At 57.9% G+C, this 12,413-nt stretch carries 9 protein-coding genes; 6 read left to right on the top strand and 3 right to left on the bottom strand.

Going from position 1 to position 12,413, the window contains the following annotated elements; translation table 11 throughout:
• Positions 1 to 413: 413 nt before the first annotated feature.
• Genes L1A08_RS01585 through L1A08_RS01570 form a run of 4 tightly spaced genes read left to right on the top strand, consistent with a single transcriptional unit; the run spans position 414 to position 3,920 of the window.
• Complete coding sequence (locus L1A08_RS01585) at positions 414 to 815, top strand: GntR family transcriptional regulator (protein ID WP_238753460.1); 402 nt, start codon at positions 414 to 416, stop codon at positions 813 to 815.
• Entirely contained in the window at positions 788 to 1,774 is a 987-nt protein-coding gene (locus L1A08_RS01580) for an ABC transporter ATP-binding protein (protein ID WP_238753458.1), read from the top strand. Before L1A08_RS01585 ends, L1A08_RS01580 begins: the two co-directional genes overlap by 28 nt.
• Positions 1,774 to 2,433: a hypothetical protein gene (locus L1A08_RS01575; RefSeq protein ID WP_238753456.1), complete on the top strand. Its 660-nt coding sequence runs from the start codon at positions 1,774 to 1,776 to the stop codon at positions 2,431 to 2,433. Before L1A08_RS01580 ends, L1A08_RS01575 begins: the two co-directional genes overlap by 1 nt.
• 29 nt (positions 2,434 to 2,462) lie before the next feature.
• Positions 2,463 to 3,920 (top strand): hypothetical protein, encoded by a 1,458-nt coding sequence (locus L1A08_RS01570; RefSeq protein WP_238753454.1) that lies wholly within the window; start codon positions 2,463 to 2,465, stop codon positions 3,918 to 3,920.
• A 133-nt stretch (positions 3,921 to 4,053) separates the two neighbouring features.
• Here the strand turns inward: L1A08_RS01570 and L1A08_RS01565 are convergent, their stop codons facing one another.
• On the bottom strand, positions 4,054 to 5,151 hold the full coding sequence (locus L1A08_RS01565; protein WP_238753452.1) for a DUF2817 domain-containing protein: 1,098 nt from the start codon (positions 5,149 to 5,151) through the stop codon (positions 4,054 to 4,056).
• Between the two features lie 101 nt (positions 5,152 to 5,252).
• On the opposite strand from L1A08_RS01565, the gene L1A08_RS01560 reads away from it, so the two are divergent.
• Positions 5,253 to 6,269, top strand: a complete 1,017-nt coding sequence (locus L1A08_RS01560) for an aldo/keto reductase (protein WP_238753450.1) — start codon at positions 5,253 to 5,255, stop codon at positions 6,267 to 6,269.
• A gap of 417 nt (positions 6,270 to 6,686) precedes the next feature.
• On the opposite strand, the gene L1A08_RS01555 is transcribed toward L1A08_RS01560, so the two are convergent.
• Positions 6,687 to 8,924: a glutamine synthetase III family protein gene (locus L1A08_RS01555; RefSeq protein WP_261362690.1), complete on the bottom strand. Its 2,238-nt coding sequence runs from the start codon at positions 8,922 to 8,924 to the stop codon at positions 6,687 to 6,689.
• 350 nt (positions 8,925 to 9,274) lie between these two features.
• The gene (locus L1A08_RS01550; RefSeq protein ID WP_238753446.1) at positions 9,275 to 10,792 is read right to left on the bottom strand and encodes a PQQ-binding-like beta-propeller repeat protein; all 1,518 of its coding nucleotides are present in this window, start codon (positions 10,790 to 10,792) and stop codon (positions 9,275 to 9,277) included.
• A gap of 440 nt (positions 10,793 to 11,232) precedes the next feature.
• Between L1A08_RS01550 and tatC the strand changes: the two genes are divergently transcribed.
• Complete coding sequence (gene tatC / locus L1A08_RS01545) at positions 11,233 to 12,363, top strand: twin-arginine translocase subunit TatC (RefSeq protein WP_238753444.1); 1,131 nt, start codon at positions 11,233 to 11,235, stop codon at positions 12,361 to 12,363.
• The last annotated feature ends 50 nt before the right edge of the window (positions 12,364 to 12,413 follow it).

Genomic DNA, 12,413 nt, shown 5'->3' with positions numbered 1-12,413 from the left:
GAAATGCGTGTGAAGCGCTTCGCAGGCCGTACATCCCGAAGGGGTGAGAACGCCGCTGGCTGATCGCCCCCTGCTCTCTGCGCCGACACACGAGCCCCACACAATCGACGGCAGGATACCGCCGGAACACTGCTCTACTGCCGTAGACTTCCGCGCACTGCTCCGTAGGGTCCGCTGTGCGGACGCGGATTGCGTGCTGCTTACCGGACAGCCACCCCACTACTGTTGACTCCTGCTTCTTCACCCAGCAACTCGTCGCGTGACAGATCGCCACCGCGCTCGAATCCTGAGAAACCCCGCGTAGTGGTCGCCCTGCTCTCCGCGCCCACACATGCTCCGCGTTGAGTTTTTTCGGCATACGATCTTGACACAGCCCCACTGTACTACTACTATTAATACAGTTAGGGAACGCCATGAACTTCAGCGTCAATCCATCCAGTTCCGATCCGATCTACCGGCAGTTGTCGCAGCAGATTCGCGAGGCGATTGCCCAGGGGCGGCTCACTCCGGAAGAACAGCTTCCATCGGTGCGGGAGCTCTCAAAGTCGCTGGTCGTGAACCCCAACACGATTGCTCGCGTTTATACCGAATTGGAACGCGAAGGAGTTCTGGTGACGCGGCAGGGGCTCGGCGTGTTCGTGGCGCAGCCGCGGATTGAACTCACCCGAGAGATCCGCAAGCAGAAACTGCAGGAGTCGCTCGACACCTGGCTCACCTCCGCTGTCTATCTCGGCTTCTCCGCCGAGGACGTCCTTTCGCTCGTACAGGAGCGGGTTTCCAAATACCAATGGGATCTGGTGAAGGGGAAGAAATGATTGGCGAGTCACCTCCAAAGCCGGTTCCGGCTGTCGAAGCGATCGGCCTGACCAAGTTCTACGACGGCCGCCCAGTCGTGCATCAGGTCAGCTTTCAGATTCCGACTGGCTGCGTCTATGGCTTCCTTGGCTGCAACGGAGCCGGTAAGTCGACCACTACCAAAATGCTGACCGGCATGGTCATTCCCGACGCCGGCTCGGCTCGGCTGCTCGGTCACGATGTCTCCGAGTTCGACGCCGAGATCCGCGAACGCATTGCCTACATCGCCGAAGGACATCCGCTCTATTCGTGGATGACCATCAAAGAAGCGGTTCGCTTTACCCGGCCGTTCTACAGACGTTGGAACACTCAACTGCTCGAACAGGTGCTCGATCACTTCGAGCTGCCGATGAAGCGAAAGATCAAACGGCTCTCCAAGGGGCAACAGGCTCAGGTTTCGCTCGCTCTGGCGATCGCTCCTCAACCCGAGTTGCTGATCATGGATGACCCCACTCTCGGCCTCGACACGGTCGTGCGACGCGAGTTTCTGGAATCGATGATTCAGATCATCCAGCGGCAGGGCCGGACCATTATGTTCAGCTCGCACATTCTGGGCGATGTCGAACGGGTCGCCGACCGCATCGGCATCATGGTCGACGGCGTTTTGCGGGTCGACTGTGCGATCGATGAATTCAAGCAGAACATCGGCAAGATGGTGCTCGAGTTCGATCACCCCGTGAATGGCTCGACATCGTTTCCGGATGTGCCGGGCGTTGTCGGAACCCGTTCGATTCTGAATCAGTTGGAAGTCATCGTTGTGAATCTCAACGACGAACACCGGCGTCTGGCCGAGGAACTGAAGCCCCGGCAGATCGAAGTCCAGTCGATGAATCTGGAAGATTCTTTTCTGGAATACACCCGCACCAATCGGAAATCGGTCCCCGTCTTCGTCGATCAATACCCTACGGAGAAAGTCTGATGTGGTCGCTCGCCCTCATTCGTAAAGAGTTCTGGCAGACGCTGCCAATTCAGATCATCGGCCTGGGGCTGATGCTGCTGTACGTGCTGAGTCTCTGCGGCTTTCAGATGCTGAATCTCAACGTGGCCTACCCGACCGACATTCCATTCTTCAACGACATCACGGCTTTCTCGATCCCCATTCTCGGGGGATTCCTCGCCGCGATACTCGGCTTCTGGCAGACACTTTCGGAGTCGTATCGAGGGACCTGGCTGTTCCTGTGGCATCGGCCCGTGACTCGCATGAAAGTGACCACGGTCAAGCTGCTGACCGGACTCGGCATCCTCTGGGGAATTCTGGTGCTTCCGATGCTCGTCTACGCCTGGTGGGCCTCGATCCCCGGGAACGTTCCGGCTCCCATGCTGTGGGAGAACACCGCGATGTACTGGAAGAGCTGCTTTGGCCTGTCGATGATCTACCTGAGTAGTTTCCTCTGCGGACTTCGTCAGGCTCGCTGGTACGGCAGTCGACTATTGCCGCTGCTGGTGGCGGTCTTCGCTGCCTTCATGTTGCTGTCCACCGAATATCTTTCCACGGCGACGCTGGTCCTGATCGTCTTGATTGATTGTCTGTTTCTGGCGGCCATCCACTACCAGTTGACTCACGAAGACTTCTCGTAACCCAGCTTATGCCCGGGGGGAGCGTTCCCATGTTTACTCCAGTGATCAGAAGATCGTGGCCTGTTGTCGCCCTGTTGACCGTGGGGCTGATCATCGCCTACCTGTTCCTGGCGTTTGTTATCGCCTCGGTTGTTTCGAGTCTTCTCCCCGGTCCGGCTCGGCACCATCGTTCCATCGTCACGGCTGGAACCGGCGACGTGCTGATCCACCATAACAAACAGACAAATGCCGTTTACGAGCAGTACTACACCGACCTCGACGGCAATCGCGCTGAACTGAACGCGATCGACAGTCCGCAGTCTCTCGAATCGCTGCGTTTCAGCTACGAAGACTATGGATCGTCTGATTATATCCGCGGCCGTTTGATCTATCCCTTTCTCGATCGTGAGCAGAAGCCGAGAAAATGGTATTTCATCGTCGAACACGGCGAGCAGCGAACAGGCTATTTTGAAGTCTACGATTCCCTGACGTTTCAGCGACTCTTCTTCGTGGGGCAACAGGGAAGAATGGAGCAACGGCCGACGGAACAGGAATCGTTCTCGCTGCCGGAGTTCCGAGGAAACTCGCTCGATCCCGTGCTGCAGATCAACGAGGCTCCGTATTATGTCAGCAGCGTTCACGGCGGCATTCCTACGGGTTGGGGTTCCGTCTCAAGGACCGGTTCGCTCTTCGACACACACGGCCTGCTTCGTTCGAGCGAGAATCGCCTCTGGACGGTCAACTTCACCAACGGAGAGATCGAACCATTTCTACCTGAGTTGACCGTTCTCGACATGAAGTCGGTGAGCCTGAAGCCCTATCAGGTGCCGGACGAATGGGTGTCATCAGACAGTCAGACCAAACCCGGCATCCTGTTCAGGACCCCCGAATCGCTCGTCTGGTACGGACTCCACTCAGGAAAACTTCTTCAGGCAGAGATCCCGACCTCGCTCCAGGAGATCAACTTTGCGGCTCGATTCCTCGGCGAGGACCGCGTGGTCTACCAGCATTCAATCGATTCGGATGATCAGTCACTTCAACAGATCGATCTGCTCTGGGCAAACAGGGACGGCGAAGTGGTTGAGACACGCGAACGGGTCATCACCCAACCTTCGTACGGCCAGCACTTTCGGGAGAGTCGCTGGGGAGCCGCCGCAATCGTGCCGGGATTCCTGCCGTTCGCATCGCTTCTCGCCATCATGCCAGTCGACGACTTGGCCCATCGTGAAGAGATCACCCAGGCTGAAGCCCGGTGGACGATCGTCCGCCAATCGATCGATGTCCTGCTCACACTGTTCGTCATCGGCGGCCTCCTCGCTGCCTGGTTCTATCGAGCCTGCAAAGCTCGCAGCGTGACGTTCTCCTGGGCGGGACTCGCCTGGATCGTCCTGATGGGCCCATTCGGCTACATCACCCTTCGCTACGTCACCTGGTACCGCCGCCCTGCACTCCAACCGATCGAATCACGCCCCGGCATCGATATCATCTGCCTGCCCCAGGCGGGGTAATGATGTGTGTTCCGGACCATCCTAGCCCGAAGCGTCAGCAAGGGCGTGCTAAACAATCGAAATCGATCTCCCTCGCTGACGCTTCGGGTTGGGATTCTACTGGAGCGGCCCCTGCGTTTCTACCAGCGTGGACCTAGCCCCAGGCTGACAGGCGGTCGATTGCTCGCCAGATGAGTTGTTCGGACTGTTCGAGCACGGCTCGCCGCCACACGGGATCTTTCGGGCAGAAGGCCGCTTCGAGTTCGGTTCGCAATTCCTTTCGTCGAGCCGAATCGATGCCGTCGTAATGATACGCAGTGTTCTCGCGGATCAGGATGTTGAGCATCTTCAGGCTCGAAAGCGTGCCAAACTCGGCACAACAGGAGAGAGTCTCCGCGGCTGTTGATTTCTCATAGAACCATTTGCTGAAGCTGCCGCGGGCTCGATAAGGCGGCTCGCTCTCGGTCGGCAGCGAATTGAGCGTGTTGGCTGGGTAAGTTTCGGCCATCCAGTCCCGGGTGCAGGAAGACAGCGGATGATCGACGAACAACTGTCCGCGTCCGTACTCGCCGATTCCCGTATGAAAATCGAGATGGCAAACGCGACGGGTCGTCCGAGTCAGCTCGGGAATCAGCGATTGCAGTTGAGCAGTGGTCCAGTTTGGTTCGTGGCCGCCGAAGAAGAGACCACGTTCAAACTCGTACTGACCGGTGGCAATCGCCTTCTTGATGTTGCCGTAACCATATCGCAGGACCAGGCCAGCAGCCGTGAGAAAAAACTGGCCCGGCCATTTCCCGCTCTGCTCCGGATTCAGGAGGCGGTCGATTTTCCGGTACGTCTCAGGGGCTCCCTCATAGTGTTCGCCCGGAAGAAGAAAGTTTCGATTGCCGTCCACGTTGCGATCATCCATGCGTCGCCCGTGCCCCCACCCCCAAGGATTGAGTGCATGAAGTATCGTCACCTGAACGGTCTCTGGTAAGGAAGTTCGATGCAGCCGTTCCAGAAACGCCAGTTGAGCAGCCGAGCCAGAGGGGGACTCGACCCCATGCAGTCCACTGGAGAGGACCAGCTGTAGGGGAGCATCCTCGTTGCCGCAACGAATGACATCGAGCGCGAGCGGTTGCTCGGGCGTCTGTGTCGGATGCGCAATCGCGGTCGCGGAGCAGCCGACCTGACCGGCCATCTGCAGAATCCGTCCGCGAGCCTCGTCGTAGGATCTTGAAAACCAGTCTTCGCTGCCGGCTCCTGTCACTCCATCTCCTCTGCTCAATTTCACGTGGTCTGCGAGAGTTGCTAGACTCGGGGGAACAACTCTCCCGCTCTGTTGAGTATAGCGAAGAAAGATTTTCACACATGGAACGTCGACGGATTGGACAGACTTCTCTGGTCGTTTCTGATATTTGTCTGGGCACGATGACGTTCGGCTCCACCTGCGATGAAGCCGAGGCGTTTCGCATCTTGGACCGGGCCTTCGACGCGGGAATCGATTTTCTCGACATGGCCGAGATCTACCCCGTTCCGCCCGAAAAGGAATGGATGCACCGCACGGAAGAAATCGTCGGTCGGTGGCTGAAGACGAAGCCGCGCGATGCCATCATCATTGCCACCAAGTTCTGCGGTCCCGGTCATGGCTGGTTCGTCCCACCTGTACGGGAAGGCTACACCTGCGTCGATCGCCACCACATCCGCCGGGCGATTGAAGGCTCTCTACGAAGGCTGCAGACCGATTATGTCGACCTGTATCAGACTCACTGGCCGGATCACGAATTCTCCTATCAGCACACACTCGAAGTCCTCGACGAACTCGTCTACGAAGGTAAAGTTCGCTACGTCGGCTGCAGCAACGAGACGCCGTGGGGCCTGATGAAATCGCTGGCCGCTGCCGAGCAGGCGGGCACCGTGCGTTATGAGTCGATCCAGAACAACTTCAGTCTGATTAATCGCCGCTTCGAGGATTCGCTGGCCGACATCTGCCGGCGGGAAAACGTGAGCTGCCTCCCCTACTCTCCGATCGGCGGCGGCGTGCTGACGGGCAAGTACTGCGATGGCCAGTTCCCGAAGGGAGCCCGCTTCACCTCCTACATGGAGAAAGGGGAACGCCAGCAGGTCATGGTCCGCCGTTTCGTGAACGAGAAGTCTCTGGCGACAACTAAAGAGCTCTGCGAACTGGCCGGCGAACTCTCGATCACCCCCGCCACCCTGGCGACCAGCTGGAGTAAACAGCACGACTTCGTTGCGTCGACGATTGTTGGAGCCAACACACTCGACCAGCTCGAAGAAATCCTGCCAGCCTGCGACTACGTGCTCGATGAACAGGCACTGAAACGGATCGACGAGATCACCGCGAAGTACCCGTATCCACTTGGGTAGAGCACCCTCACGTCATATTCAATGACCGTGCCGAGGGTTTGTTGAGACTGGATGGGTGGCCCGTCCGCCTTAGCGGGCGGGTCACCCCGATTCTGCTTCCAGAGACGATCCGAACTTCATGCCAATGGGACAGCCTCCAGGCGTATCCCAGCGAATCCCAATCCGAAGCGTGAACGAGGGCGATTCGACGAGGCCCTCGCTGACGCTTCGGGTTAAGAAATCAACGGGCGGGGTGGCCGCTCGATAGCGTTGATTTCCGGCCGTATAAAAGAAGACGACCGGTCGGGGAATGACACCAAGTTCCCCACCGGTCGCCTCCCGCTCAGTGCAGGAGCATTTCAGATTGTCTGCACACTGGAGTCTGCTCCGGTCGTCGATATTAGCTTCGACGACCGGAACGTGACCCCGTTCAGGTGATTAGCGGATGAAGAGCATTTCCTGATAAGTCGGCAGCGGCCAGAGGTCGTCCGCGACAAATCCTTCGAGCTCATCGGAGTATTTCCGGACGAAGTTCATCGCCCCGAGTACGGTTTCACAGTAGAACTTGGCTTCTTCGACGTTGCTGCCGAAGTCATGCTTGTTCAGCCCGGCTTCCAGATCAACAACGCTGTCCTGGAGAGCCTTGACGAGCTCGGTGATCTTGTCGAGCGTGTCGGTATCAAACTCGTAACCGACCATCTTCAGGTTCGCACATGTCGAAGCCAGCTGGTTCTGGTAACGGATGGCAGCCGGGAAAATCAACGTCCGGGCGATTTCGACCGTCGTATTCGCTTCCACTTTGATCGACAGGATGTACTGCTCGAGATAGGTGTCGGCACGACTTTCGAGTTCGCGAGCCGACAGGACGTCGTACTTCTCGAACAGTTCGCGGACCGAATCTTCCTTCAACACCGGCAGAGCCTCTGCCGTTGTCTTCAGGTTCCGCAGGCCACGCTTCTCGGCTTCCTGATGCCACTCGTCGGAGTAACCGTCGCCGTTGAAGATGATCTTGCCGTGCTTTTCCATGATGTCGGCCAGCAGCGACTGCAGAGCCGAGTTCAGTTTGCTGGAATCGCCACCAGTTGCCTTCTCGAGTTCGGTCGCACAGAAGTCGAGAGACTCTGCCACGATCGTATTCATCGCCACGAGCGGACCAGAGATCGACTGGCTTGCTCCGACAGCCCGGAATTCAAACCGGTTGCCGGTGAAGGCGAACGGGCTGGTCCGGTTGCGGTCGCCGGCATCTTTCGGAAGCGGCGGCAGCGTATCGACGCCGACAGTCAGTGTTCCGCGAGGAATGGACGAATTGGCTCCGCCTCCCTTGATCTGCTCGAAGACGTCGGTCAGCTGGTCGCCGAGGAAGATCGAGATGATGGCCGGAGGAGCTTCGTTGGCTCCCAGACGGTGATCGTTGCTGGCCGAAGCGACAACGGCTCGCAGCAGACCCTGATTCAGGTGCACGGCCCGGATGACGGCGGCACAGAACAGCAGGAACTGAGCGTTTTCGTGTGGCGTTTCGCCGGGATCGAGCAGGTTGCCCTGAGAGGCACTTCCCATCGACCAGTTGACGTGCTTACCCGATCCGTTCACGCCTGCGAACGGCTTTTCGTGCATCAGGCAGCTCATACCGTGCTTTTCAGCGACCTTCTTCAGGGTCAGCATGATCAGCTGCTGATGGTCGGTCGCCACGTTGGCGAACTCGAACAGCGGAGCAATTTCGTACTGGCCGGGAGCCACTTCGTTGTGACGGGTCTTGACCGGCACGCCGAGTTTGAACAGTTCCCGTTCCGTTTCCAGCATAAATGCCAGAACCCGATCCGGAATGGCTCCGAAGTAGTGGTCGTCGAACTCCTGCCCCTTCGGCGGCTTGGCCCCGAACAGGGTGCGGCCGCAGTTGAGCAGGTCCGGACGTGCGAAGAAGAAGTTACGATCGATCAGGAAGTATTCCTGTTCCGGACCGGCTGTGGAGGAAACCAGAGCCCCGTCGTTCTTGCCGAACAGATTCAACACTCGCTGTGCCTGTGTGTTCAGAGCCTGCATCGAGCGAAGAACCGGAGTCTTCTTATCGAGAGCTTCGCCCGTCCAGGAAACGAATGCGGTGGGAATGCAGAGCGTGGTTCCGTTCGGGTTTTCCAGAATGTAAGCCGGGCTGGTGACATCCCAGATCGTGTAACCACGAGCTTCGAACGTCTGACGAATGCCCCCGGTCGGGAAGCTGGAACCGTCTGGCTCACCCTGAATCAGCTGGCTACCGCTGAATTCGGCAATCGCACTGCCGTCACCACTGGGAGCCAGGAAACTGTCGTGCTTTTCAGCCGTCGAGCCGGTCAGCGGATAGAAGACGTGAGCGTAGTGAGTCGCCCCCTTCTCGATAGCCCAGTCCTTCATGGCGGAAGCCACGATATCGGCGACCGAATCGTCCAGCTTGTCGCCGGATTCGATGGTTTTCATCAGCGATTTGAAGACCGGCTTCGGCAGGCGGTCTTTCATCACAGCTTTGCTGAAGACGTTGGCGCAGAACAGGTCCTGCGTCGGTGTTTCGATGAAGTTCATTGCGGGCGCGTGGGCCTTGTAGTTAACAACGGCCGAAATGGCTGCCTGGCGGGCGGAACCGCTCGGAATAACATACCCACCAGCGCCGGTAGGTGTCTGACCATTCGTCTGTGACTTGCCCATTAGAGTAGAACTCACGTGTTGGTGCCTCTCATCGATCGCGTCCGAACTGCCTGGAAAAGAACGCTGTGTGTAAAGGAAGGAATTCGCCGTATCGCTGCAGTTCCCCACGACACGAGTCTTTTTTTGTGAATTCACCTTCAAGAAAAGCAACTGATATGCCGCAGCCTAAACAATCGGAGAAATCGCGTTTTCCAGCTGAAAAACCGACATCTGGATTTCAGTCGCCTGTGCAAAGTGCCTGAAAGTGCAGCAATCAAGCGCACTTTACAGGCACGTTAGCACATTCGGGCGACGAGAGGTAGCAGCGAGTCGGCCGGCCGCCAATCTCGCGCATCCTCGATGAAATCCACCTATCGCTGCGAAATCTGAGACGGCTTACTGGCTCGCAGATCATAGCAGGCCAGGCCATCCTTCAGCCGCAGATACAGGAATCCATCTGCGAACGCGGGAGTGGCACAGCGGAGCGGCCCGTGTTTGCCGATCTCCTGCTGATACTTCTTCAGCCCTTCCTTGCGAGTCTCGGCATCGATATCGGTCGCGTCCATCTGAAAGCGGGCTCGCAATTCGGCTGTCGGTACGAGGCGATACGTCCGGTCGATTTGGGCATCAAAGATCTGTTCGTAATCCTCTGTCTTCAACGAGAAGGCCAGAATGCCGTCGTAAGCGTAGAAGCCGGCGTTGCCAGCCGCGATCGGCGACCCCCACTGCGGGCTCTCCATGTCGAGATTCGCCATCCACAGCTGATTGCCGGTTTCGAGATCGACACAGGCCAGCTTGCGTTCTCCCTGCACGAACACCGCATTTCCAGCCACAATCGGCGTACTTCCCTTGTCCGTCACGCGTTGGTAAACCCAGAGCGACTCGGCTCCGTTCGGCGTCATCTGGAAGCAACGGAGGCCCTTTTTCCGGCTGTTTCCATAAACCAGCAGCTTATCGCCCGTAACGATCGGAGAAGCGTGTCCCCCGTCGGATTCCGCTTTCCAGACTTGAGTTCCGGTCTTCGCATCGAGACAGACTGTAGCTCCACCAGAGATCACCGAAACCAGATAGGTCGTTCCGCCGTGGGTCCAGGCTGCTGGAGAGGCGTGCGTACCCTTGATGTTGTCCTTTTCCGTGTTCCAGACAATTTCGCCGGTCTGCGCACTCAGCCCGAAAAGGTGCGTGGCATTGAAGACAGCAATGTCATCCGCCACGAGAACCGAGGCCTGATAAAACTCATCGCGAAATTCCCCCGGCAACTTGGTCTGCCAGAGCTGCTCACCCGATTTCACATCAAGACACCGCGCCTGCCGGCCAGCTCCCAGAATGTAGAGGCGATCGCCGACCACCGTTGGACAGCCCGACTGCGGAAACCGCGTGTAGGTCGACTCGCTCTGGTTCTTCCAGAGTTCTTTGCCTCCAACGGCGTCGTAAGCCATGACGAATTCGCGGAACTGATAGGCCTTTGCATGCGTTTCGTCTTCGTTGCGACGGTTTTCCTCGTAGATCTGGTACTCTTCGTCGGTCATGTCGCCCCGTTTATCCGGAGCCAGCCAGGGATATTTCCGCGGCGGAGGCGGATCGCCCACGAGCTCTTTTTTGTGTGTGAACAGATAAACAACGCCATCGGCGACAACCGGCGAACCCCAGCCTCCGCTGCGGGCTGAATCGATCTCGCCACTCGTCCAGGCCGGTTCGAGTCCTCCGTCAGGCAACGATTTGATCAGTTCCGGAGACGATTCCAGATAGCCGGTTCGGCTGGGGCCTCGCCACTGGTTCCAGTCCGCAGCCGATACAGACGAGGTCGCGAGTGTCGCCGCAGCGGCTCCGGCCAGCAGCATCAGACCCAGAAATGAGCGCAGGGATCGATCAAACGCGGGCAGGAACATCGGGGGTCTCCTTGGGAGCGAACGACGCAGCCGAAGCCTCGTCGGGGGTAAACATGAGAATTCGTTTATCATCAGTCAATATTTCATGAATTCAAGCCCGAAGGAGAGCCTGTTCTAACGATTTTGCGGCTCGGGGAAGCCGTGGACGGAAGCCGGAGAACTTGCAGGCGACCGGCCCGTTCCCGGCACCAAGTCCATTGCATCCGTCGAATCGCCCGTTCATAATAAAGGCAGCTGGTTTCCCGAGCGGCTCCGGCAGTACGATTCGTGCTGATCCTCCTGCGAGAGGCGGTCGAGCCGCGACTTGAGAACGCCAGCGTTTGCTCCCCTGGGCGAAACTCCTTTTTGCCCGAATGAGTACCCATCACGGTTCCGTCACCTTCTTCTCGTCCGCGCGGATTTTGTGCGCACCTCCTCCCGATCGAAAAGTGAGAATTCTGATGGCTCTCAGATCGAAAGACTTGTTCGACGATTCCAGCATGAGCTTCGGGGATCACCTCGAAGAGCTCCGCTTCTACCTCATCCGCGCCCTCCTCGGCGTGATCGTGGTCTCGATTTTCACGCTCATCTTCGGCAACTATCTCGTCGCCATCGTCCGGGCACCGATTGATCGGGCATTGATTCGTCAGGGACTGGCCAAGTACCGCGTCGACGACATCGGGACCGATACGTTCATCGAACGGATCTCCAAATGGTCGAACTCGCTCTCCGGGATGAACGAGGAGGAAAAAGAAGAAGAGAACACGCTGGAGTCTGAAGGGCCCGACGCCATTGTCGATGACGGAGCCCGCCTCGAAGGGCGGCAGATCGATATCCAGATTCCGCAACGCGATCTCGTGAACGCCCTGCATCAGGCCGCGCCCGATAAGTTCCAGCGGATGGACGCTCCGGCGGACGCCGATGCCGATGGCAAAGAAGCCGCGGTCACAATCCGGATCAGTGCGCCCGAATTCTCGATCTTTCGGGAGAACGTGAAGCGGGCCAACCGCCCCGTGACGCTCAACGTCCAGGAAGCATTTCTCACCTATGTGAAAGTCGCTCTGGTTTCCGGGGTCGTCTTTGCCAGCCCGTGGATCTTCTACAATTCCTGGATGTTCGTGGCGGTCGGGTTGTATCCGCACGAACGGAAATTCGTCTACGTTTACGGCACCATGAGCCTGGGGCTGTTCCTCATCGGGGCGGTTTTCTGTTTTTACATCGTGTTCCCGTTCATCCTCGAGTTCCTGCTCAGCTTCAACTCCTGGCTCGATGTCCAGCCGCAGATTCGGCTGTCGGAATGGGTCACGTTCGCCGTCTTTCTGCCGCTGATGTTCGGTCTCAGCTTCCAGTTGCCGCTCGTGATGGTCTTCCTGAACCGGCTGAATGTCTTCACCGAAACCGTCTATCGGGAACAGCGACGCATGGCCATGCTGGTGATCGCCTTTGTCTCGATGATCCTGACGCCATCCGATCCGGCCAGTATGATGCTGATGATGATTCCGCTCGTGTTCCTGTATGAACTGGGAATCATGCTCTGCCGAATGAACCCGGTCGACAATCCGTTTGAACGAGAAGGCGAACTGATGACCTGATCGCGTGTCGGACAGTTCAACTCTTGATTCCGACACACGACCGACGAGAA

Origin of the sequence: Rubinisphaera margarita, from assembly GCF_022267515.1 — a bacterium.
GTDB lineage: Bacteria > Planctomycetota > Planctomycetia > Planctomycetales > Planctomycetaceae > Rubinisphaera > Rubinisphaera margarita.
This window is presented reverse-complemented; position numbering and strand designations above follow the sequence as displayed.

What these genes read in the sequence shown, in the direction of transcription:
- L1A08_RS01585 (WP_238753460.1), top strand. Translation starts at nt 414, where the DNA reads ATGAACTTCAGCGTCAATCCATCCAGTTCCGATCCGATCTACCGGCAG.
- L1A08_RS01580 (WP_238753458.1), top strand. Translation starts at nt 788, where the DNA reads ATGGGATCTGGTGAAGGGGAAGAAATGATTGGCGAGTCACCTCCAAAG.
- L1A08_RS01575 (WP_238753456.1), top strand. Translation starts at nt 1,774, where the DNA reads ATGTGGTCGCTCGCCCTCATTCGTAAAGAGTTCTGGCAGACGCTGCCA.
- L1A08_RS01570 (WP_238753454.1), top strand. Translation starts at nt 2,463, where the DNA reads ATGTTTACTCCAGTGATCAGAAGATCGTGGCCTGTTGTCGCCCTGTTG.
- L1A08_RS01560 (WP_238753450.1), top strand. Translation starts at nt 5,253, where the DNA reads ATGGAACGTCGACGGATTGGACAGACTTCTCTGGTCGTTTCTGATATT.
- L1A08_RS01555 (WP_261362690.1), bottom strand. Translation starts at nt 8,924, where the DNA reads ATGGGCAAGTCACAGACGAATGGTCAGACACCTACCGGCGCTGGTGGG.
- L1A08_RS01550 (WP_238753446.1), bottom strand. Translation starts at nt 10,792, where the DNA reads ATGTTCCTGCCCGCGTTTGATCGATCCCTGCGCTCATTTCTGGGTCTG.
- tatC (WP_238753444.1), top strand. Translation starts at nt 11,233, where the DNA reads ATGGCTCTCAGATCGAAAGACTTGTTCGACGATTCCAGCATGAGCTTC.